Genomic DNA, 22,361 nt, shown 5'->3' on the forward strand with positions numbered 1-22,361 from the left:
TATGATATTTAAAGGCTAGATTTAGTTGAATAAAGGTTACCTAAAAGTTGTCTAATTAGACAACTTTTTTTTATTTCATAATTAAACACTGAATTTTTTTGAGCCATTAAAAAAATTAGTTAATAATTTAAATAATTACTCTATCGATACTTTAAAAAAGGAAATTTAACAATCTTAATATAACTATTTTTGTCATTTCAATGTTTGTAAAAATAAAATGTTTTTGTAAATAATTACATCTCATATGATTTTCAATAATTTTATTAAACTAAAAAGTCAAAATGATAAATATATATGATTAATAGAGCATAAAAAGAGTATAGCGGAGGAGTGAAGAATGACTAAAGGGTTAAAATTAGTGGGGCTAATCGCTTTCATAAGTATTTTGAATGTGATTGTATTTTCTCCTGGATTAATCGGAATCCAATTAACTAAGTCAAGTGCGTTTCAAACTGCTTTTGGTGTTTCGTTCATAATAGCGAATATATTCGTACTAATTTTTAGCATGTTCCATCTATACTTTAAATCTGTAGAAGAAAAACCAATCAGGAAGCTAAAAACGAATGAAGACTATGTGGAGGCTCTTAGTCGCTTTAAAAATAGTAAAGTTTTAAAAGATGATATTATTACCTCAATCGAGCAAATACAGCGAATGAAAAAGAAAAAAGGATTGTTTAATAGTTTACTCTCTAATCGTTTTTCACCAACAGAAATTACATACAGCAAGTTTGCAGCTGTTGTGGACGAGGTTGAAACTTTATTTTATTTAACGATTAGAAACATCTTAAATAAAATCAGTACTTTTGATGAATCTGAATACAGAAAGATCAAAGGTAAAGATGGCTTTCGATATTCAAAGTCTTTACTCCAAGAAAAGATTAATCTGTATAATGAGTATTTCGAATTTATTCAAAGAGCAGTTGAAATGAATGAGGAGATTCTAGTCAATATTGATAAATTAATTTTAGAAATTTCTAGGCTTGATGAAATCGGAATTGATGAAATTGAAAATATGGAATGTATGAAAGAAATTGATTCTTTAATTCAACAAACAAAACATTATAGACAATGAATGAAAGGATGAAATAAATGAAAAAAAGTAAATTTTTTTTCGCATCTATTATCGTTATCGTTATTGTTTTTCTTCTTGTCTATATCGGAGTAAATTTAACCTCAGATAAAAAAGTAGTAAAAATTACAGATAAAAATAAAAGTCAGCAATTAGAAAAAATGATATCTAAAATAGATATTTCCAAGGCAAAGCCAATTAAAGGGCAGATTGACTTAAATACAGCAGATGTAGCAAGTGAACTTCCTGATATTTCAAAATTTCCTGTATCAGTTGAAAATACAACTGAAAACTATGTTGAAATATTTTCGTCAACAGAAAAATCAAGTGATGGGAAAAATGGTTGGTTAAATGAAGTTGCAAATGAATTTAATAATGCAAAATTCAATTTAAATGGTCATCAAGTATCTGTAAAAATTCGAAACATAGCATCTGGAACGGCAACGGATTTTATTAAATCAGGTAAATACGTCCCGGATGCATTTACACCTTCAAATGAACTTTGGGGTCAAATGATTACTGCAAGTGGCGTTAAATCAGAAACAATTTCGAGCAGATTAGTCGGCAATGTACCTGGAATTGTCATTTCAAAGACAAAATATGATGAATTGATGAAAAAATACGGTAAAGTCGATACGAAAACTGTTATTGATGCGATGACGAAAAATGAATTATCCATGGGTTATACGGATCCATTTACTAGTTCAACAGGTTTGAATTTTTTAGTTACTGCTTTAAATTCCTTTGATTCAAAAGATGTTTTAAGTGAAACTGCTGTAAAAGGTTTTGAAAGTTTCCAAGCAAATGTACCTTTCATTGCTTCAACAACACTTCAAATGAGTGATGCTGCGGAATCGGGTGTTTTGGATGCATTTGTATTAGAATATCAATCATTTGTTAATTTACCAGATTTAAAAAATAGATACGAGTTTATCCCGTTTGGGGTACGTCATGACAGCCCACTTTATGCATTAGGGGATTTACCGAAAGATAAAATTGATATTTTGAATAAATTTGCAGAATTTACAGGTCAAAGTAATCTTCAAGAACTTGCAAAAAAAGATGGGTTTAACGGGTTGAATAACTATACTTCAGAGCTAAAAGCAATCGATGGTAATACATTAACTGCTGCACAGAAACTTTGGAAAGGAAAGAAAAATACTTCAAATCCAATTGCAGCCGTATTTGTAGCAGATGTTTCAGGAAGTATGGATGGAAAGCCATTAAATGAGTTGAAAGAATCATTACTAAAAGGTCAAAAGTATTTAGGAAGGGATAATAGTATTGGTTTAATCTCTTATTCTGCCGATGTAACAATCAATCTACCGATTGCAAAATACGATGCGAATCAACAATCAAAATTCGTTGGAGCAGTATCTAGCCTTGATGCCGGCGGAGATACTGCAACAAATGACGCAATACTAGTTGCCATTAATATGCTCAAAGTAGAAATGAAAAAGAATCCAAATGTAAGGCCACTCATATTTGTATTAACAGATGGTGAGACGAATCATGGTCATTCATTGAAAAATGTAAAAGGAATTATTAAAGCATATAAAATTCCAATTTATACAATAGGATATAACGCTAATATTAAAGCTCTTGAAAGTATCTCAAATATTAATGAAGCTGCAAATATTAATGCGGACTCAGATGACGTAATCTATAAAATTCGAAATCTATTTAATGTTCAACTCTAATTGGTAGGAGGACTCTAGATGTCATTTTCGATGCAAGTTGTAAATGAAGAAGAAATCAAGGCAGTAATAGAAGAGCAAGTTAAGCCTGTGCCTAAGGAATTAGTTAAATTAAAAGAAGCAGCAGAAGCAAATGTTGCGATGATTATGGAATTAAATACCGTTTCAAAGGAAACATTTGATCAACGTAAAGAAATCCTACAATCGATAGAAGCATTCGGGCTTCAAACTATGAAATCTTCTGCGAATAAAAATTCGCTACTCAAGGTTTCTCTCGGTCAACTAGCTAAAAGTGGTGATGAAGGTGGGCAAGTTGCAAAAGGATTAGCGGATTTACAGCTTCAATTAAAAGATTTAGACCCAGGAGCAATTGATTTCGCAAAAACCGGCTTTTTAGGAAAGTTATTTAATCCAATCCGTTCATATTTTCAAAGATTTGAAAAAGCAGATATCGCAATTGCTGATATTGTGAAATCGCTTGATAAAGGGAAAAAAGTACTTGAAAATGACAACACAACATTAGAGCATGAACAACTTTCACTCCGCATGCTGTCTAAAACGTTAGAAAAAGAAATTCAATTAGGAACATTAATGGATGAGTCGATTGAAACTCAAATTGAAAAAGCAAAAGTCGAAGGAGAAGATCAAGAAAAAGTAAAGTTCATTACTGAAGAAGTTCTCTATCCACTACGACAACGAGTAATGGATTTACAGCAAATGTTAGTAGTCAATCATCAAGGAGATATGTCATATGAGGTGGTAATTCGAAACAACAGGGAGCTAATACGTGGTGTTGAACGTGCAAAAACAGTGACCATTTCCGCATTAAACACAGCAGTAACAGTTGCTAGTGCATTATATAATCAAAAAATTGTATTGCAAAAAATAACTGCTTTAAATCGAACTACAAATACAATCATTGAAGGAACATCCAGATTATTAAAAGAACAAGGAGTTGCCATACAAAAACAAGCGATGGAATCGGCGGTTTCTGTTGAGACGCTTAAAACTTCTTTTACAAACGTTATATCTGCGTTTGAATCGATTAGTACATTTAAACAAGAGGCATTGCCAAAAATGCGTCAAACAATCTTGGAATTTCAAGAATTAGCTGAAGTCGGATCTCAACAAATTCAACGGCTTGAAAAAGGGGACCGACTTGGCTTATAAAAATGCTAGAAAAAGACATGTAAAATGAAACATGTCTTTTTTCAATTTAGGCCATAGTTCTAAATATGTACAAAGATTAATAGGATACTATAGTGGGAAAAAGGAGGGGGAATTGTGAAGCAGTATAGGGTTATTGGAAAAAGTGTGCTTAAAAAAGAAAGCTGGGATAAGGTAACCGGGAGAGTAAAATATATTGATGATGTTCAAGAAGTTGGTACTCTTCATGCCAAACTGTTAACAAGTACGCATGCACATGCAATTATTGGTGAAATAGATACAAAAGAAGCATGGAAAGTTAAAGGTGTACGAATGATCATCACTGGAAAGGACTATCCGCTTTTATTAGGTACAACGATTAAAGATCGGCCATTGCTTGCATTTGATAAAGTACGATATTACGGAGAACCAATCGCTATGGTTATTGCAGATACGGAAGCTATTGCAATAAAAGCATCTACTTTAATCTGTGTTAAATACGAACCCCTACTTGTTGTAAATTCACCCGAAGCGGCATATCAAAAGGACGCTCCCCTCGTACATGAAGATGTCGAACAATATTTAATTGACGAGTCATCTGGATTAACAGGTACGTCTGGTGGGATACAGCCTATACCTGGTACAAATATAGCAAACATACAAGGAATTCGAAAAGGAAATATCGATCGAGGATTTGCAAAATGTGACGTAATTATAGAAGAAGAATTTTCTTTTAACCAAGCTGATCATACAGCAATCGAAACAAGATGTGCGGATGTAGAAATTAAATCGACGGGTGAAGTTATTATTCACTCAGCATCTCAAGAACCATTTGAAATGAAAGAATTAATTAGTGAAACATTTAATATAGAAGAAGGAAAGGTCACTGTTAATATACCGTTAGTAGGTGGATCGTTTGGTGCAAAAACGAGTGTCCAATTAGAACCGTTGGCATATGTAGCTTCTAAGTCTGTTGGTGGTAAAAGAGTTAGGCTTCGTAATAGTCGTGAGGAAGATATCGTTACATCTCCAGTCCATATTGGATTACATGCTACTGTTAAAATGGGGTGTACAAAAGAAGGGAAAATACAAGCTCTAAAACTCTTTTTTTTATTTGACGGTGGCGCTTATGCTGAAAGATCAGTTCCTATTACGAAGGCAGCTGCATTTGACAGTACAGGGCCGTATAAAATCGATAATGTATGGTGTGATTCATTATGTATGTATACAAATCATCCGTTTGTAACCGATTTTCGAGGATTTGGTCGTACTGAAGCAGCATTTGGCGTAGAAAGAACGATGGATATAATGGCTAAAAAACTTGGGATGGATCCTTTAGAATTTCGTCTGAAAAATGCGATCCAACCAGGTGATACTTCTCCTACACAAGTACTTTTGAATAAAAGTAATCTAGGAGATATAAAGGAATGCTTGTTTCAGCTAAAGGAATTGATGGATTGGGATAAAGGACAACGAATAGAAATTTCAGATCGGTTTGTCCGTACAAAAGGGATTAGTTGCGCATGGAAGAACGGGGACCCACCTCCGGGTGTAAGTTCAGGTGCAATCATAACATTTAACAAAAATGGAAGTATTAATGTCATCAGCGCTGCTGTAGAAATTGGGCAAGGAACGAAAACCGTATTAACCCAAATGGTTGCTGAAAAAATGAATATGGACGAAGATGAAGTGTTTATTCAAATGGAAGTAAAAACCCAGGATTCTCCTGATAACTGGGAAACAGCTGCCAGTCGAACAACTTTCATGTCCGGCAACGCTGTACTTAAAGCATGTGATGATGCCATTAGGCAATTAAAAAGAACTGCATCAGTCGTACTGAAAGTTCCAAAAGATGAGCTAGAAGTGGCTAATAAAAAAGTATTTATGAGAACGGACCCTAGTATTTCAATCGATTTTTCTGAGATTGTTTTAGGATATATATACCCTAATGGGAAAGTTGCTGGAAATCAAGTAGTTGGAAGAGGGACATATATGATTCCTGGACTTACGGAAATGAATCCAGTTACCGGAAAAGGTGTTCAAGGACCTGAGTGGGGTGTTGTAGCACAAGGAGTAGAAGTAGAATTTGACAAAAGAGACAACACATTTAAGTTATTAAGAGCTGTAACTGTTGCAGATGCAGGTCAAATTTTGAATTATAAAGGCGCGGAGACACAAATTACTGGTGCAATGAATATGGGACTTAGCTTTGCGACGAGAGAAGGATTTATCTTTGACGACGAAGGAAAAGTTTTAACGACACAATTTCGTTCCTATAAAGTGATGCATTTTGGAGAACAGCCAGAGTATATCGTTCGATTTGTTGAAAACCCGGTTAAGGGAGCCCCATTTGGATCTCGAGGTCTTGGTGAGCACGGTATAATGGGGATGCCATCAGCGGTAGCAAATTGTTTATCTATTGCAGCAAATGTATCACTAAAACGGTTACCTCTTACTCCAGAGTTCATTTGGAAATCAAGGCTAGAAGCTGGGGAGGTGCACTAATGCTCCACTTCAATTTTGACTATTATAGACCTTCTACAATTAAAGAAGCAGTAGATTTATTTGTTAAGCTCGATAAAAGAGGAAAGAAACCAATCTATTTTAGCGGTGGAACGGAGGTTACTACTTTAGGGAGATTAAATTTAATTCATACTAAAGCCGTAATCGATGTAAAAGGAATTCCTGAATGCAATGCCTTGGAAATTAAGGAGAATAACGTTGTTGTTGGAGCAGCCCATACTTTAACTAAAGTATTTGAATCAAAAATTTTCCCACTACTCGGCGAAGCGTGTGTACGCATTGCAGATCGCACTTCAAGAAATCAAATTACCTTTGGTGGTAATCTCGCTAGCGATATCATATATCGTGAAGCTATTCTTCCGTTGCTACTTTCAAATAGTACATTAGTAATTGCAGGGATTGATGGTGTAAAAGAGTATCCAGTTGAGGAAATTTTTAATGAAAAACTGCGCTTAAAGCGAGGAGAATTTTTAGTACAAACAAAATCTGATGGAAAGTATAGAAAACAACCTTTTTTCATTGATAAAAAAAGAAAAAGTGAAAAGGTTGATTATCCTCTTATTACTCTTGAATTATTAAAGGTTAATCGCTCTTATCGGTTAGCAATTAGTGGATTATGTGCATACCCATTTCGTTCGTATGAGATGGAGCAAGCATTAAATAACACTAATTTATCAGTTGAGGAGCGGATTAATCAAGCAATTCTTGCAATTCCAGCACCAGTCATCAGTGATATACGTGGCTCGAGGGATTATCGTATTTTTGTCTTAAGAAATCTACTTCTAGATGGATTAGCTTATTTAGGAGGAGTGAGAGCATGATACAAAAATTGAATCTTGATATTAATGGAGAACAGCGAACGGCGACTATCAGAATGGCCGATACACTTTTAGATGTATTAAGGGAAAAACTCGACCTAACAGGAGCAAAACGTGGCTGCGAAAACGGTGATTGCGGATCCTGCACGGTTATAGCGGATGGATTACCAGTAAAGACCTGTATGATGTTAGCAGTTGATGCTGTTGGAAAAAAGCTTACCACAATTGAAGGATTACATGACGATCCAATGCAGCATGCATTTGTGGAGAAATGGGCTTTTCAATGTGGGTATTGTACATCTGGCTTTATTTTAAACGCTCATGCACTAGTGACAGAGCATCCTGACGCAACGGAAGAGGTTATAGAAGAATGGCTTAGCTCAAATATATGTCGATGTACTAGTTACCAGGAAATAAAAGAAGCCGTATTATCGGTTTTAAATGATCAACGAGGTAGACCAAGAAATAGACGTTAGTAATCACTTGATTTATTGCACCAGCGATTTGGACATTTTACACAGTTGCACCAATGTTCTTAACTATGTAAAAAAAGCCTACGTTTAGATAAACGCAGGCTTTTATATTTTTTTAGATTTACAGTTTAAAAGAACGAAACTATAAGAGAGTTGCATGAAAGTTGGATTTTTAACACTTTTTAAAATAAATTGGAATCGTTCCAATCGGCGTAATCTGGTATGGAATAGGATTTAATACAACTGGAACTGGTGGAAGACTGGAAATTACATTTTTCCGATTTTTTTGACGTGAACCTCGAACACTAACCTTTGCACGGTCAATTGTGGATTCGTTTTTATAAATGTCTCTATCACTATTTCGACCAAATAAAAAATCATCAAAATTTCTATTTGAAACCATATTAACACTCCTAAATTCAAATTTTCATATGTATAACTAATATATACAAATTTGGGATTATTGAATGGGCATTATAGGAGTTCTTCTTCATGTCATCAATGTATTAATATATTGTAAAATATTAGGTTCTCAGATTCTAATAAACTGTTCTTATCGTTTCAAAAAAAATGTGAATAACGATTTTAACATTGTTATTTTGCTTTCAGTCGTTTTATATCTTCTTTTGGTGGGAAACCAAATAAACGAGAATATTCTCTACTAAATTGTGATGGACTTTCATACCCAACTCGGAAAGCAATTTCTGCTGCATCAGAAGATTCAGACATTAATAATAGCCGTGCTTCCTGTAATCTTAAATGTTTCTGAAATTGAAGAGGACTCATTGCCGTTACCTCTTTAAAATGTCTATGAAGAGACGAGACACTCATATTTGCTATATCAGCAAGCTCTTCAATACGTAAAGACTTGTAAAAATTCATTTTTATTTGATCAATAACTCCACTTATACGATTTGTTGTGCTACCTTCGATTGCAATTTGTTGCAATATTCCCCCGTGTTGCCCTCGTAAAACTCTGTATAGAATTTCTTTTTTAAAGATCGGAGCGAGAATTGGGATATCTTCAGGTGAATCTAATAATCGGACTAGTCTAATCACTCCATCTAAAATCGATTCCTCTAATTGACTTACAAAGATCGCTCTTTTCGCATTTTCCTTTGAATTAGTAGAAATTTTAGTTTCAGTTAAAATTTCTACAATCTGATTTGGACTAAATTCAAGTCTAAAAGCCAGATACGGAGAGTTTGGTGTAGATTCAATAACTTGTCCTGTAACTGGTAAATCAACAGAAGCGACTAAATAATTTCCGGGGCCATATTTATAACTTTCATTTGCTAGTAATAATTCCTTTACACCTGAAACTACAATACAAAGTGAAGGTTTATATACCCTATATTTAGGTTCAGTAATGTTTGATTCTCGGATGAAAAATAATGAGTCAATTACCGTCTCGTTAACTCCTTCATGGCTCGTATGGCGCTCAATTAGTTCGGTTAATTCATTTTGTTTAGAATAATTTATTTCAGACATAAAGCCCTCCTTGTTTTCTTATATTAAAAAGTCACATGTATTTTCTTTGGATATGTAAATGTAAGAGGAATAGGCAATCATTTGAGAGGATTAAGTTAACGGTCAATTGTTATTTTAATGCATAATTAAGTATAACAAACATATCTTCAAATCTATAATATTATCATTTGACAAGATCCTCATCTCTTATGAATCAAATTATAAACATATTTAGGGAGAGATTCTTATGAAACTTATCGCTTTAGACTTGGACGGAACTACTTTAAGATCTAATAAAATAATAAGTAAAGAAAATTTAAGTTCAATCAAAAAGGCTCAAGAGCAGGGGCATATCGTTATGATTTTATCGGGTCGTTCACCAAACTCTATTCATGATGAAATGACAAAATACGAATTAAATTGTCCTATTGGAGGTCATAATGGATCCGCATTATATGTAGATGGAAAATTAATTGAACTAAATACTTTAGGAAGAAATCAAATACAAAAGCTTGCGTTAGAAGTTGAAAAAGAAGCCTTACCTTACAATATTTCTACTAATAAGGGTATTTTTGCACCTCGGAATTGGAATGAACGTTTCGAACAAGTTATTTCATCGGGGCGAGTTCCGGAAGAATACTTCGAAAATAAACACTTCAAAATGTTTACTACTCCTCCAAATGTATATGGGCATTCGCTTTTTAATAATGTTCAAGAAGTTATTAATAATGATGATTTTAGTATTCTAAAGTTTCTTATTTTAGCGCTAGATCCACAGCAAAGAGAGAGTCTTCAAAAGAATTTAAGACTAATAGATGGGACTTTTCTAACTAGCTCATCACCATTTAATCTAGAGGTCACACATCAAAATGGAAATAAGGGATATGGGTTAAAAGCAATGGCTACATATTTTAATATTCCTTTAGAAAATACAATTGCAATTGGTGATGAGAAAAATGATATACCAATGTTTAATATAGCGGGCTTATCAATAGCTATGGGAAACGCAGAAGAAGAGGTTAAGCTTTCAAGTGATCTTGTTACATTAAGCAATGATGAAAATGGTGTAGCTTATGCAATTGAAAAATATATTTTTAAAGAGTCAAATGTACTATAATAATAAAGGAATCTAAATACAACTAAAGCATTAATATTTTCCTTGGTTAAATTGGTGAGATAATTTAATTTTTCCAGGGATGTTTTTGTGTTCTATTTTAATCAGTCGATTAAAATATTGAAAGGTTAGGGGGCTTTATATTGGTTAGACGGATAAAAGATCTATTTGCAATTAAGGGGTATAGTTTATTTGTCATATGTTTGTTGTTTGTAGGGATCGGGCTTTCTATTACAACTCCTTATTTATCGCTGTATTGTACAAAATACCTTGGCATGAGTACAGGAGCATTTGGAATCTTTATGGCAGTGATTTCATTAAGTGGAGTCTTAGTTAATTCAATTATTGCTGAACGTTCTGATCGAGGTTTAGACAGAAAATGGATTATTTTATTTGCGATGATTTCATCTGCAATTGGATATGCTTCCTATTTAATATTTCATAACTACTTTATATTATTGGTTTTTGTAGGGGTGTTTAATGGATTAGGTGCAGCGGCCATGCCTCAAATTTTTGCATCTGCACAAGAATCCGCTAACGCAAGCCAATCAAAAGATAAGACATTAGCATTATCAACTTTACGATCACTAGTATCTTTAGGTTTTTTAATTGGACCTTTAATTGGTACTTTAATTTTAAGCGCAAAGGGCTATGACGGACTTTTCCTTGGAACATCTAGCATTTATGTTGTGATTGCATTTCTAGTATTTTTCTTTTTAGAAAAAAGAAAGCAATCCCAAAATAATGTGAAGAAGAAAAATAAGACAGCAGTCTCACAAGCAAAACGAAAACAGTTAAGATTACCATTTATTGCTTTTATCCTATTATTTGCAGTTAGTTCAATTAATTGGATTAACACACCACTTTTTATTGTAAATGAACTACATGGTACCAATAGAGATGTCGGATTTGTCGTTAGTTTATGTGCAGGCTTGGAAATTCCGATCATGCTGATATTGGGGGTTCTTTCAAAAAAAATCTCTAATCATATGTTGATGATCTACGGCTGCTTTATTGGTTTAGCCTATTATTTAATCTTAAGTGTATCAACACACACATGGGAATTAATCGTCGCACAACTATTACAGGCAACATATATCGCAATTGTGATGGGGAATGGTATAAGCTACTTCAACGACCTACTTCCTAATTCACCAGGCTTTTCTGCGTCAATTTATGCAAATTGCTCCACAATCGGAAGCTTAGTTGGTAATTTAGGTGGAGGAATGTTTGCTCAACTTGCAGGTTTTCGAAACGTTTATTTCCTTTGTCTATTTTTTGTAGTTTGCTCACTCTTTATCTTATGGAAATCAAAAAACAATGTGGAAATGGAAATATCGACAAGTCACAGTCAGTCGGTATAGTGAAACGAGCTACTTAGTAGCTCGTTTTTTCATGTTGAAATAAAACCAAGTCAAGATTGAAAAAATGAATTGAAGATAAACATGACAGATACACGTGATCGTAAAATACTGTAGAGGGTTCATGAGTAAGTAAAAAGGCAGAAATCAGAAAAAATGTTACTTATAGAAGGTTCATGAGTAAGTAAAAAGGCAGAAATGTGAAAGAATGTTACTCATAAAGGAATCATGAGTAAGTAAAACAGGCGAAATCTGAAATAGTGTTACTCATAAAGGAATCATGAGTAAGTAAAACAGGCGAGATCTGAAATAGTGTTACTCATAGAGTGTTCATGAGTAAATAAAACAGACGAAATCTTAAAAAGTGTTACTCATAAAGTGTTCATAAGTAAGTAAAACAGGCGAAATTAGAAAAAATGTTACTCATAGAGTGTTCATGAGTAAGTAAAACAGGAAAAATCAGAAAAAGTGTTACTCATAAAGGGTTCATGAGTAGTAAAAAGGCAGAAATCAGAAAAAGTGTTACTCATAGAGTGTTCATGAGTAACTGAAACAGGAGGAATCAGAAAAATAGTTACTCATAGAGTGTTCATGAGAAAGTAAAAAAGCAGAAATTAGAAAAAGTGTTACTCATAAAGTGTTCATGAATAAGAAAACAGGCAGAAATCAGAAAAAATGTTACTCATAGAGTGTTCATGGGTAAGAAAAACAGGCGAAATTAGAAAAAATGTTACTCATAAAGCCAGATATTTTTTTAGTGGATTTGATTATTGAAACATTTATTGTTAATATAGATATATTAAAATGTGTGTAACTCACACAAGGAGGAAACATTAATGGAACATGGTAAAGTAAAATGGTTTAATGCAGAAAAAGGATTTGGATTCATCGAGCGTGAAAACGGTGATGATGTATTCGTTCACTTTTCAGCAATTCAATCTGAAGGATTTAAATCTTTAGATGAAGGCCAAGCAGTTACTTTTGAAGTAGAACAAGGGCAACGCGGAGCTCAAGCAACTAATGTTAAAAAAGCATAATTAACTAAAAGAAATCGGATTCTATCAAGTAGAATCTGATTTTTTTTATATCTTATAAAATAAAAACCCTTATTCAAAAGTTGAATAAGGGTAAAATTGAACGTGAATCTCGGTAAAGAGAATGGTTTAAAGTATTATAGCCCATATAAAACTAATATACAAATGTCTTCAAATAATAGAAAAATCATTTATACCTATTTATATTTCAGTCTGTTCAACGACGAAAAAGCATCCAAATTAATTGGATGCATATTTTAGAATTCCACTTAAAAAGAGTGAATCTTCTTGCTGTGTGCACTCTTTTAATTTGATTAATCCATCTTGCTCTAATTCCTTAGCGAGTTTTTTAATCAAATCGGTATCATTTTCTAAGGAATTTTTTATATTGATTAAAAAGAAATTTCCTCTTGTAGCAAGTCTCAAGCTCTTTAATAGATTCTCTTTACTCATTTTCCAAACTCCCTTCTAATTTAAGATAATTCGACACAATGGAGGTCTTCTCCTGTATATTCAGATTAAATAGTAATTTTTTGCAAATACTTTTTTCACTTTAGTGCTATACTTTGGCAAATAGCACGAAGATGATATATTACTTTTATATTCCAATTTTAATAAAAAAAAGTTTACATATGTGTGGGGAAGAAAAATGAATGATTCTGTGAATATTTTAGTTGTTGAAGATGATGAGGATATTAATCGATTACTATGTGATATTATCGTTAAAAATGGCTTTATTCCAAAGGCTGCCTATTCAGGCACTGAAGCTCTAATCCATTTAGAGATTCAAAATTGGGATTTGGTTTTACTAGATTTGATGCTACCAGGATTATCTGGTGAAGAATTATTAAAAAAGATTACCGAGGAAACTAACATCCCAGTTATGATCATATCAGCAAAACTTGAAATGAAAACAAAAATAGACATTTTAAGAAGCGGAGCAGATGACTATATTACGAAGCCTTTTGATATTGAAGAGGTTTCTGCTCGTATTGAGTCATGTCTAAGAAGATATCGACGCATAGCAAAAATTACAGTAAATAACCAAATACGGCACAAGGATCTTTTGATCGATTTGGATTTAAAAAAAGTGTCAGTTAACGAAATTGAGTTAAAACTAACAGCAATTGAATACCAGATATTATGTTTACTATTATCATCACCTAATAAAGTCTTCACAAAAGCTAATTTATTTGAAAGTGTTTGGCATGAAGAGTTTTATGGAGACGATAACACGATAAATGTACATATGAGTAATATTAGAAGTAAACTGACGAAAGCAAATCCGACTGAAGAATATATAGAAACAATTTGGGGTATGGGCTACCGACTAAAAACTTAAGGTTTTCTTAAGATTTACCTTAAGGCATTCTTATGTTTTCCATCTTATAGTTAAAAGTGTTCACAATTAAAAATTGGTTCCAAATGTTCATTTAGATAATAAAGCATTTGGACAAGCGATAAAAATTTGTGTTAGGAGGAAAACTTATGAATGAATTTATACTTAAAACTAATCAATTATCTAAGAAGTATCAAAATAAAATGGCCCTTAATAAAGTAAATTTATCGATAAAAAAAGGAGCTATTTACGGTTTTATTGGGCAGAATGGTGCAGGGAAATCAACATTAATACGATTAATTACGGGACTAGGGTATCCGACAACTGGTTCCTTTGAATTGTTTGGAGAAAATAGTGAACGAGGGTTGATTGAAGCAAGAAAAAGAGTTGGGACAATCATTGAAGGTCCTGCTTTATACCCTCATTTGACGGCAGCTGAGAACTTAGAAGCACATAGGCTTTTAAAAGGAATTCCTGGGAAAGAATGTATCAAAAAAACACTTAAGCTAGTTGGGTTAGAAGATACAGGTAAAAAGAAGGCCAAAAATTTCTCTTTAGGGATGAAGCAGCGACTTGGGCTTGCAATCGCATTATTGGGAGATCCCGAATTTTTAATATTAGATGAACCAATTAACGGGCTTGATCCGATGGGTGTTGTAGAAATACGAGAATTACTAAAGAAACTAAATAAAGAGTTTGGTATAACTATTTTAATTTCGAGTCATATTTTAAGTGAACTTCATTTATTAGCAACGCATTACGGAATTATCCATGAAGGTGTGTTACTAGAAGAATTATCACTTAAGGAATTAGATGAAAAATGTAAACACTTTTTGCATATTAAAGTTGATAATCCAAACAAAGCTGCTACTGTAATTGAAAGATTTTTTAATACGCAGAATTTTGAAGTATTGCCTGACGGTTCGATTAAATTATTTGAATATGTTGATAGAGCAAGAGAAGTTTCAAAATCTCTAACAAGTGAAGGCTTAATTATTGATGAATTTATGCCTATGGGTGAAGATTTGGAAGCCTATTTTACATCTCGAATCGGAGGTGTAAATCGTGGGTAATTTATTGAAAACAGAACTATATAAATTAAAAAAAGATCGTTCATTTCGAACTTTAGTTTTAATATTAATTCTTTTTTCTGTTTTATATCCTTTTACGACTAAAGCAAGTTCAGCGGCTAAACTTACTTTAGATGAATATTATATCTATAACATTTTAAGCATTAACAATGATATTATTAAGCTTTTACCATGTATATTTGCAGGCTTCTTTATAACAAGTGAATATTCGACCGGAACAATGAAAAGTATTGCTTCCTCAGGAAATAGTAGATTACGAATTTACTTTTCAAAGTTAACGATGTTTTCGATTGGTTCAATCATCATCTTATTAATCCTTCCAGTCTTTATGACGACAACTGCAGGAATTTATTTTGATTTTAATGGTACAACTGATTGGATGTATATCCTTAAGACATTTGGTCTAATAGCAATCTATGGAGCTGCGTTTGCTTCAGTTATGACGATTGTTGCCACTGTTTTTACTGACAACGGAAAAACAATAGGATTTCTACTAATGTTTTTTGCTTTAATTAATTCCCTTTTAGATTTTATAGCTTCAAAATTAACTTTTCTTAAAACAATTATTCAAAATTCAGTATTTATGCTATATCCAGGTATATATAAATTCAATCAACTCGATGATCGCGAATTGTTTACACTTATAATTGTTCCAATTTTGACATTTATTGTACTTGGCGTTCTAGGAAGTTTTATATTTAGAAAAAAAGAAATTAAGTAAGATAGAAGGTGGGTGAGTTTGATAAACTATGTAACTATAATCGTTAGTATACTTTTATTGTTTTTTCTCACCCGGTATTTTCTATTAAAAAAAGAAATTAAAAGAACTCACCGACAGTTGCATGAGCTAAACAAACATGCAATGGATAAGAAAATAGATTTGAAGTATTTTGATAAGGATATTGAAAATCTTGCCGTGGAAATAAATAATCAAGTTGATTTAACAAGGAAGTCAAAAGCAGAAAAGCGCTTAAGTGAAAATGAATTAAAACAGGCGATCTCATATATTTCGCATGATATCCGAACACCTATGACCTCAATTTTAGGATATATTCAATTTTTAGAGTCCGAAGAAATAACGACAGAAATGAGAAAAGAATATACGAATATCATAAAAAATAGTGCCCAAAGATTGAAGGTACTGCTTGAAGACTTTTTTGAACTCTCAATTATAGATCAAATTGATTATCCAATGAAGCTTGAAAAAATAAAATTGAATCAATTGATACTAGAAGTTCTTTTAGGATTTTATGAGGAATTCAATAAACGGAACCTAGAACCTACGATTGAGATTCCTAATACAGAAATCATGATAATGGCTGATTCATCTGCAGTAAAACGAGTAATTGAAAATTTAATCATAAATGCCATTAAACATTCATACGGAAATATAAATATTTGTCTTGAAAAAACAAAGGCTTCAACTCAATTGACGATTAGTAATTCTGTTAATGAATTAGGTGAATCAGATTTACAACGAATGTTTGATCGTTTTTATAAAGCGGATCAGACGAGGACTCGGAAAGGTACAGGTCTTGGTTTACCAATTGCTAAAAGTTTAATGGAAAAGATGAATGGTAATATTAGTGCTGAATATAAAGAGAATAAATTATTTATGAAATGTGAATGGTTTAAAGTGTAGTCATTAAAGGTAAGTTTATTAAAGGTTAAGTTCCTTAGTGAGTGGGACTTAATCTTTTTTTATTATTAAATTGTGAACTTATTATTTAATACTTTAATATGTCCTTCTATTTATCCTACGCTAAAATATTATTGCTGTCTTTAATAAAATTACAGACCGTTAAAGATATCCTTTTTTGGTAAAATGATCAAAAAAGGATATCTTTAGTAAAGAATCGAATACTTTAAACGGGACTTTAAGCTTATGAAAAAACAATTAATTTGTAAAGGATGGTCTAATTTGACTCTTAATTTAACACAAATGAATAAACAAGATTTTCAAAGATTTCTAGATTTAGCAACTGTTAATTTTGCTAAGGATAAAGTGAAAAATGGGAGCTGGAAGGAGGAGACAGCTTTAGATCAATCTAAGGCGGCTTTTCAATCATTATTGCCCGAAGGAGAAAAAACTGAAAATAATTATTTGAAAAATATAGTTTTGAATGAGCAATTCATTGGCTATATTTGGTACTCAATTAATCTAAAACAAGAGCCAAACTATGCGTATTTATTTGAGATTCTCATTTATCCGGAATATAGAGGGCAAGGGTACGGCAATGAAGCGATGAGTGCGTGTATTAAAGAAATTAATGAATTAGGAATAGAAGACGTATGTCTACACGTTTTTGGTCATAATCAAGGCGCATTAAAACTTTACCAAAAGCTGGGTTTTGAAATTACAGATTATAACTTAAAGGTTAGTTCAGCACGATTTAAGTAAAATAAGAGAAATATATTTCTAATCTCCACTATTAATACAAAAAAGGAGCTGTTACACATACAGCTCCTTTCTTCATGCATGCAATATAAGAACGTTTAACATTTCATCTGATTATCGAGATATTGTGATAATACTTTTAATCCTGTATCTAGCTCATCTAAGGAATGTGTAGAAGAAAGTGCAATACGTACATACTTTTCAGAGGAATCATGCCCACTTAGAAAACGATCAGAATGAAATACACGTATTCCTAGCTTATTTAAATTCGCTTCAAAACTTATTCCATTACTATGTCCATGTATTGGAAGCCAACGATAAAAACAAAGTGGATGGCCACTCGTATTTAAGGGAAAATAGGTTGAATAAAGATCGTTTACGGTTTCAGCGAGCTGTTTTTTTTGATGAACGATCTCATGTGCTTTTCCAGATAAGATCAGTTCAGTGATCACTTCAACATCAAGTGAAGATGTCTTGACATTAATATTAAAAATACCATGCGAAATTTTCTCTCGTAGTGCCTCACCAAAAACCATATAAGCAACTCTCAACCCAGAACATATAGACTTTGATGTACCACAAATATATACGCTTTGTTCTGGAACTAGGTTATACATAGGTTGTTGATAATCAGCTATTATTCCAGCAGTTAAGAATGCATGAATATCATCTTCAATTAAAATTAACCGATACTTTCGTATGATTGAAGCTAATTCATGTTTTCGAATGTCAGAAATCATTACTGTGGTTGGGTTAGAACATGAAGGCATTAGGAATATTCCATGTATATTTAACTGGCTACATTGCTTTTCAAGTTCATCAGGCATCATCCCATACTGATCTCCAGGAATTGGGATTAATTGAATGTGAAGCATCTTTGCTAACTCGATAAAATTTGAAAATGTATAAAAATCGGTTGCAATTCGATTGCCTGGCTCAAATAAACTTGCCAAAGCAAGCGTCAATGCATTTTGAGTACCAGACACAATTGCTACATGTTCTTGAGCAGCTTTTATACCGAAGGCTTCCATCCAGTTAAGTGCCGCCGCCTTCTGATGTGGGATACCGGTTGGATCATTGTAATTTAATAATTGGTCTAAATAGTTTTTATTGACTACTTTCTGGATAGCTTCTGTCACAACATTATTGGTTTGTTCAAAAGATGCCACAAATCCAAGGTCAATATAGTTTGCTGTTTTATCTGTTGAAATCGTGATCGAACGGGCTGCATTTGGGGCCACAAATGTTCCGCTTCCTGTTATAGCGTAAATTAAACCTTTTACCTCACATATTTTATAGGCTCGGGTAATCGTTGTAAAATTTATGTCAAGATAATCCGCTAATTCTCGTTGCGGTGGTAGCTTTGTACCAGGTGCCAAAAAGCCATTTATAATATCTTGTTCAAGAAGGAGTGCAATTGAATGATAGTAAGGCCGTTTTAATGACTGTTTATCAGGTTTCCAAGACATCGGATAATTTTCAAATGAATTTACTGGCATAAATTTTCCACCCTTATATATTAATTCCATACAATTATATCATTTTTGTATGGAATTCTAAAAATAAGATTCATTTCCAGTTTGAGTAAGAATCTATGTAAATAAACCATACACTTTACTTGATTTAATTTTTAGAAAATTGTAATCCATACAATTAATTCGTTTTTTGTATGGATTTTGTATGTTAAATTATAATAAATTTAACGATACAGGAAGTGAGTCTATGAAAAAAGGAAACAAAATATGGATGGCATTTCGCATAGCTTTTCCACACACAGTACCAATATTAGCAGGATTTTTATTTTTAGGAATTGCCTATGGCATTTTCATGAACTCATTAGGATTTAGTGCGATTTACCCGATATTGATGAGTTTAACCATCTTTGCTGGATCTATGGAGTTTCTTGCAGCAAACCTTTTACTCATGAGCTTTAATCCGATTAACGCCCTACTTCTAACCTTAATGGTGAATGCACGACATTTGTTTTATGGTATTTCAATGCTAGATAAATATAAAGATAGCGGAAAGAAAAAGTTTTATTTAATTTTCGGACTATGCGATGAGTCTTTTTCGATCAACTATACTGCTGATATACCAAATAATGTGGATAAGAGCTGGTTTATGTTTTTTGTTACATTTCTTAATCATGTGTATTGGGTTATCGGAGCATCAATTGGAGGGATTTTTGGTTCACTTGTAAAATTCAATACTAAAGGACTTGTATTCGTAATGACTGCTCTTTTTGTTGTCATTTTCATTGAGCAGTGGAAGAAGGAGACTAAACATATGAGTGCAATAGTTGGAGTTGGACTTTCAACTATTTGTTTAATAATTTTTGGAGGAAATAATTTTATTATTCCTGCGATGCTTACAATTCTTGTGACTCTCAGTGTACTTAGAAAACCACCTGAGAAAGTTGAGGAGGTTTCAGTATGACGATGAATGTAACACAGCAAATTATTACCATATCAATGGTTGTTTTAGGTACAATACTTACAAGATATCTTCCATTTATCATTTTTCCAGCAGGTAAGCCTACACCAAAGTATGTTCAGTATTTAGGTAAAGCCCTTCCACCTGCTGTAATTGGGCTTTTAGTTGTATATTGCTTTAAAAATGTAAATGTATTTTCTGGTAGTCATGGTATTCCCGAGTTTATTGCTGTATTAGTTGTTGCCTTTCTCCATCTTTGGAAGAAAATGATGCTACTTTCTATAGCGGGAGGCACGATTATTTACATGATTTTAGTGCAATTTTTATTTTAAAAATTAAGGGGTGAAAAGGTGGAAAATTATAGATGGAGTAATAAACAAATAAGAGACCAAGTAAATGTTCTTGATGAAGTAATAAATCCTCACATCATTTTAAAAAATGCAACCTACTTAAATACATACTTGAATCAATGGATGCATGGAAATATTTGGATTTATCAAGATCGGATTATATACGTTGGAGAAAATCTTCCGGAGAACTTAGAAGGTATTGAAGTAGTAAATTGTGAAGGTCAATTTTTAGTTCCGGGTTATATAGAACCTCATTCACATCCATATCAGCTTTATAATCCACTAACTTTAGCAAAACATGCAGGTCAATTTGGTACAACAACTTTAATAAATGATAATCTAAAATTTTTCTTAGAATTGCCTACTAATGCTGCATTTGAACTATTAAATGATTTTAAAAACATACCATCAAGCATGTATTGGTGGTGCCGATTCGACGGACAAACAGAATTTCCGAATAATAATGAGATTTTTAATTCGAAAGATGTAATTTCTTGGCTCGAAAATGAATTAGTTTTACAAGGTGGAGAGCTAACTGCGTGGCCGAAGCTATTAAACGGTGATGATCAAATGCTTACCTGGATACAAGAAACAAAAAGACTAAATAAGAAAATCGAAGGACATTTCCCTGGTGCATCAGAACGTACATTAGCGAAACTAATGTTATTAGGTGCAGATTGTGACCATGAAGCAATGACAGGAGAAGAAGCAGTAATGCGTTTAATGCAGGGCTATACTGTATCACTTAGACACTCGTCAATTCGACCTGATTTAGAAGTTCTTTTAAAAGAAATTAAGGAATTAGGGATCCAAAAGTTTGATCGATTTTTCTTCACTACCGATGGTTCACATCCTTATTTTTATGAAAATGGAATGACTGATGAACTAATAAAAATAGCAATTCGTCATGAAATACCTTTAATTGAAGCTTATAACATGGCAAGCTACAATGTTGCTCGTTATTATAATTTAGAGCATTTACACGGTTCAATTGCTACAGGGAGAATTGCTAATATTAATGTATTAGAAAGTAAAGAAAACCCAACACCTATAAGTGTTTTAGCAAAGGGTCAATGGATTAAAAAAGACGGAAAAGTGTTTGATCATTATTTGCCGATCGACTGGGAAAAACATCAGTTCTCTAAACTAGATTTAAATTGGTCTCTACATAAAGAAGATTTATCTATTACAAACTCAAATGGTATTAATTTAGTAAACAATGTGATTACAAAACCTTATGTAAGCAAACTAGAATTAGATTCTGATGAGTTATCCTTCGAACATGATGAATGCTTCCTTTTAATGGTTGCTAGAAACGGCACTTGGAGATTAAATACGTTAGTTAAAGGATTTGCTCATCATATTGGAGGGTTTGCAAGTTCTTATTCAGGTACAGGGGATATTTTAATTTTAGGTAAAAGAAAGTCAGATATGTTGAAAGCATTTGAACGAATGAAAGAAATCGGTGGTGGAATGGTATTAGTTGAAGAAAATGAAGTTCTTCACGAAGTATCTCTACCATTAAGAGGAAGCATGTCTGAATTAGAATTGGAAAAATTAATTAAAATTGAGAAAAAAATGATTAAATTATTAAAAGAAAAAGGATATCTATATGACGATCCTGCTTTCACATTATTATTCTTTTCTGCAACCCATTTACCTTTTATTCGCTTAACTCCTAGAGGTTTATATGACGTGAAAAACAATAAGATTTTAGTTTCTCCAATAAAAAGGGAAGTTCCTCAGAAAATAATTTAAGGAAAAAATAAAGATTGGAGAACTAATTGTTAATGTTTAACAAATAAAAAAATAGATAGGCTTTCGTTTTAGGCATGAATCTGGAAATGTATCAGATTCATGCCTTTTTATTTATATGAGATTGAAAAACTAACCTATCTAAAGCTAAGCACAATCGATTAGATTAAATTTCTTTACACTTATTATTTATTTAAACTCACAATTATGAAAAATAACAAATAAGAGTATACTAATTGAGATAATTTATTGATTAGAGGATGATAGGGTGATATTTCTTAAATAGTTCT

Annotated in this window: 21 protein-coding genes; 17 read left to right on the forward strand and 4 right to left on the reverse strand. The window is 32.6% G+C overall.

The features are described 5' to 3' along the window. The first annotated feature begins 337 nt into the window (after window positions 1-337). The 6 genes from CN601_RS24360 (at window position 338) to CN601_RS24385 (ending at window position 7,729) form a co-directional block, all read left to right on the forward strand. Window positions 338-1,072: a hypothetical protein gene (locus tag CN601_RS24360; protein WP_098172601.1), complete on the forward strand. Its 735-nt coding sequence runs from the start codon at window positions 338-340 to the stop codon at window positions 1,070-1,072. Between the two features lie 17 nt (window positions 1,073-1,089). Further along, window positions 1,090-2,769, forward strand: coding sequence for a vWA domain-containing protein (locus tag CN601_RS24365; protein WP_098172602.1), 1,680 nt, complete (start codon window positions 1,090-1,092; stop codon window positions 2,767-2,769). Between the two features lie 18 nt (window positions 2,770-2,787). Further along, window positions 2,788-3,936: a toxic anion resistance protein gene (locus CN601_RS24370; protein ID WP_098172603.1), complete on the forward strand. Its 1,149-nt coding sequence runs from the start codon at window positions 2,788-2,790 to the stop codon at window positions 3,934-3,936. Window positions 3,937-4,050: 114 nt separating this feature from the next. Next, the gene (locus CN601_RS24375) at window positions 4,051-6,417 is read left to right on the forward strand and encodes a xanthine dehydrogenase family protein molybdopterin-binding subunit (protein WP_098172604.1); all 2,367 of its coding nucleotides are present in this window, start codon (window positions 4,051-4,053) and stop codon (window positions 6,415-6,417) included. Next, window positions 6,417-7,256: an FAD binding domain-containing protein gene (locus tag CN601_RS24380; protein WP_098172605.1), complete on the forward strand. Its 840-nt coding sequence runs from the start codon at window positions 6,417-6,419 to the stop codon at window positions 7,254-7,256. The genes CN601_RS24375 and CN601_RS24380 overlap by 1 nt, the downstream gene beginning before the upstream one ends. Continuing rightward, a complete protein-coding gene (locus CN601_RS24385; RefSeq protein WP_098118279.1) occupies window positions 7,253-7,729 on the forward strand; it encodes a (2Fe-2S)-binding protein in 477 nt (158 codons plus the stop codon). Before CN601_RS24380 ends, CN601_RS24385 begins: the two co-directional genes overlap by 4 nt. Before the next feature lie 169 nt (window positions 7,730-7,898). On the opposite strand, the gene CN601_RS24390 is transcribed toward CN601_RS24385, so the two are convergent. Together CN601_RS24390 and CN601_RS24395 are read right to left on the reverse strand one after the other, a co-directional pair. After that, complete coding sequence (locus CN601_RS24390; protein ID WP_098118280.1) at window positions 7,899-8,129, reverse strand: hypothetical protein; 231 nt, start codon at window positions 8,127-8,129, stop codon at window positions 7,899-7,901. 191 nt (window positions 8,130-8,320) lie between these two features. Next, the gene (locus tag CN601_RS24395) at window positions 8,321-9,217 is read right to left on the reverse strand and encodes an AraC family transcriptional regulator (RefSeq protein ID WP_098172606.1); all 897 of its coding nucleotides are present in this window, start codon (window positions 9,215-9,217) and stop codon (window positions 8,321-8,323) included. Window positions 9,218-9,443: 226 nt separating this feature from the next. Between CN601_RS24395 and CN601_RS24400 the strand changes: the two genes are divergently transcribed. The 3 genes from CN601_RS24400 to CN601_RS24410 all read left to right on the forward strand — a co-directional run bounded on the left by CN601_RS24400 (window position 9,444) and on the right by CN601_RS24410 (window position 12,708). After that, complete coding sequence (locus tag CN601_RS24400) at window positions 9,444-10,313, forward strand: Cof-type HAD-IIB family hydrolase (protein WP_098172607.1); 870 nt, start codon at window positions 9,444-9,446, stop codon at window positions 10,311-10,313. Window positions 10,314-10,453: 140 nt separating this feature from the next. Next, entirely contained in the window at window positions 10,454-11,674 is a 1,221-nt protein-coding gene (locus CN601_RS24405) for a sugar efflux transporter (protein ID WP_098118283.1), read from the forward strand. A gap of 833 nt (window positions 11,675-12,507) precedes the next feature. Next, window positions 12,508-12,708, forward strand: coding sequence for a cold-shock protein (locus tag CN601_RS24410; RefSeq protein WP_088044491.1), 201 nt, complete (start codon window positions 12,508-12,510; stop codon window positions 12,706-12,708). Window positions 12,709-12,945: 237 nt separating this feature from the next. Here CN601_RS24410 and CN601_RS24415 read toward each other — a convergent pair whose 3' ends face one another. Continuing rightward, window positions 12,946-13,158 (reverse strand): hypothetical protein, encoded by a 213-nt coding sequence (locus CN601_RS24415; protein ID WP_098118288.1) that lies wholly within the window; start codon window positions 13,156-13,158, stop codon window positions 12,946-12,948. A 196-nt stretch (window positions 13,159-13,354) separates the two neighbouring features. Here CN601_RS24415 and CN601_RS24420 point away from each other — a divergent pair, with 196 nt between their 5' ends. The 5 genes from CN601_RS24420 (at window position 13,355) to CN601_RS24440 (ending at window position 17,536) form a co-directional block, all read left to right on the forward strand. Then, window positions 13,355-14,047 carry a response regulator transcription factor gene (locus tag CN601_RS24420; RefSeq protein ID WP_098118289.1) on the forward strand — a complete coding sequence of 231 codons (693 nt, stop codon included), beginning with the start codon at window positions 13,355-13,357 and terminating at the stop codon, window positions 14,045-14,047. A gap of 146 nt (window positions 14,048-14,193) precedes the next feature. Then, window positions 14,194-15,117, forward strand: coding sequence for an ATP-binding cassette domain-containing protein (locus CN601_RS24425; RefSeq protein WP_098118290.1), 924 nt, complete (start codon window positions 14,194-14,196; stop codon window positions 15,115-15,117). Further along, complete coding sequence (locus CN601_RS24430; RefSeq protein WP_098172608.1) at window positions 15,110-15,856, forward strand: ABC transporter permease; 747 nt, start codon at window positions 15,110-15,112, stop codon at window positions 15,854-15,856. Before CN601_RS24425 ends, CN601_RS24430 begins: the two co-directional genes overlap by 8 nt. Window positions 15,857-15,874: 18 nt before the next feature. Next, a complete protein-coding gene (locus tag CN601_RS24435) occupies window positions 15,875-16,777 on the forward strand; it encodes a sensor histidine kinase (RefSeq protein WP_306659843.1) in 903 nt (300 codons plus the stop codon). A gap of 243 nt (window positions 16,778-17,020) precedes the next feature. After that, complete coding sequence (locus tag CN601_RS24440) at window positions 17,021-17,536, forward strand: GNAT family N-acetyltransferase (RefSeq protein WP_098172609.1); 516 nt, start codon at window positions 17,021-17,023, stop codon at window positions 17,534-17,536. A gap of 95 nt (window positions 17,537-17,631) precedes the next feature. Here CN601_RS24440 and CN601_RS24445 read toward each other — a convergent pair whose 3' ends face one another. Further along, window positions 17,632-19,032, reverse strand: a complete 1,401-nt coding sequence (locus tag CN601_RS24445; RefSeq protein ID WP_098172610.1) for an aminotransferase-like domain-containing protein — start codon at window positions 19,030-19,032, stop codon at window positions 17,632-17,634. A gap of 181 nt (window positions 19,033-19,213) precedes the next feature. On the opposite strand from CN601_RS24445, the gene azlC reads away from it, so the two are divergent. From azlC to CN601_RS24460, 3 genes are read left to right on the forward strand one after another with little or no spacing between them, the layout of a single operon-like run. Next, a complete protein-coding gene (gene azlC / locus CN601_RS24450) occupies window positions 19,214-19,969 on the forward strand; it encodes an azaleucine resistance protein AzlC (RefSeq protein ID WP_257131811.1) in 756 nt (251 codons plus the stop codon). Further along, window positions 19,966-20,298 (forward strand): branched-chain amino acid transporter permease, encoded by a 333-nt coding sequence (locus CN601_RS24455; protein WP_098118295.1) that lies wholly within the window; start codon window positions 19,966-19,968, stop codon window positions 20,296-20,298. The genes azlC and CN601_RS24455 overlap by 4 nt, the downstream gene beginning before the upstream one ends. Before the next feature lie 18 nt (window positions 20,299-20,316). Further along, the gene (locus CN601_RS24460; RefSeq protein ID WP_098172612.1) at window positions 20,317-22,074 is read left to right on the forward strand and encodes an adenine deaminase C-terminal domain-containing protein; all 1,758 of its coding nucleotides are present in this window, start codon (window positions 20,317-20,319) and stop codon (window positions 22,072-22,074) included. Window positions 22,075-22,361 lie beyond the last annotated feature (287 nt).

Origin of the sequence: Bacillus sp. AFS017336 (assembly GCF_002555445.1) — a bacterium.
Lineage (GTDB): Bacteria > Bacillota > Bacilli > Bacillales > Bacillaceae_G > Gottfriedia.

What these genes read in the sequence shown, in the direction of transcription:
- CN601_RS24420 (WP_098118289.1), top strand. Translation starts at nt 13,355, where the DNA reads ATGAATGATTCTGTGAATATTTTAGTTGTTGAAGATGATGAGGATATT.
- CN601_RS24360 (WP_098172601.1), top strand. Translation starts at nt 338, where the DNA reads ATGACTAAAGGGTTAAAATTAGTGGGGCTAATCGCTTTCATAAGTATT.
- azlC (WP_257131811.1), top strand. Translation starts at nt 19,214, where the DNA reads ATGTTAAATTATAATAAATTTAACGATACAGGAAGTGAGTCTATGAAA.
- CN601_RS24370 (WP_098172603.1), top strand. Translation starts at nt 2,788, where the DNA reads ATGTCATTTTCGATGCAAGTTGTAAATGAAGAAGAAATCAAGGCAGTA.
- CN601_RS24400 (WP_098172607.1), top strand. Translation starts at nt 9,444, where the DNA reads ATGAAACTTATCGCTTTAGACTTGGACGGAACTACTTTAAGATCTAAT.
- CN601_RS24365 (WP_098172602.1), top strand. Translation starts at nt 1,090, where the DNA reads ATGAAAAAAAGTAAATTTTTTTTCGCATCTATTATCGTTATCGTTATT.
- CN601_RS24455 (WP_098118295.1), top strand. Translation starts at nt 19,966, where the DNA reads ATGACGATGAATGTAACACAGCAAATTATTACCATATCAATGGTTGTT.
- CN601_RS24385 (WP_098118279.1), top strand. Translation starts at nt 7,253, where the DNA reads ATGATACAAAAATTGAATCTTGATATTAATGGAGAACAGCGAACGGCG.
- CN601_RS24445 (WP_098172610.1), bottom strand. Translation starts at nt 19,032, where the DNA reads ATGCCAGTAAATTCATTTGAAAATTATCCGATGTCTTGGAAACCTGAT.
- CN601_RS24425 (WP_098118290.1), top strand. Translation starts at nt 14,194, where the DNA reads ATGAATGAATTTATACTTAAAACTAATCAATTATCTAAGAAGTATCAA.
- CN601_RS24390 (WP_098118280.1), bottom strand. Translation starts at nt 8,129, where the DNA reads ATGGTTTCAAATAGAAATTTTGATGATTTTTTATTTGGTCGAAATAGT.
- CN601_RS24395 (WP_098172606.1), bottom strand. Translation starts at nt 9,217, where the DNA reads ATGTCTGAAATAAATTATTCTAAACAAAATGAATTAACCGAACTAATT.
- CN601_RS24410 (WP_088044491.1), top strand. Translation starts at nt 12,508, where the DNA reads ATGGAACATGGTAAAGTAAAATGGTTTAATGCAGAAAAAGGATTTGGA.
- CN601_RS24380 (WP_098172605.1), top strand. Translation starts at nt 6,417, where the DNA reads ATGCTCCACTTCAATTTTGACTATTATAGACCTTCTACAATTAAAGAA.
- CN601_RS24440 (WP_098172609.1), top strand. Translation starts at nt 17,021, where the DNA reads ATGAAAAAACAATTAATTTGTAAAGGATGGTCTAATTTGACTCTTAAT.
- CN601_RS24415 (WP_098118288.1), bottom strand. Translation starts at nt 13,158, where the DNA reads ATGAGTAAAGAGAATCTATTAAAGAGCTTGAGACTTGCTACAAGAGGA.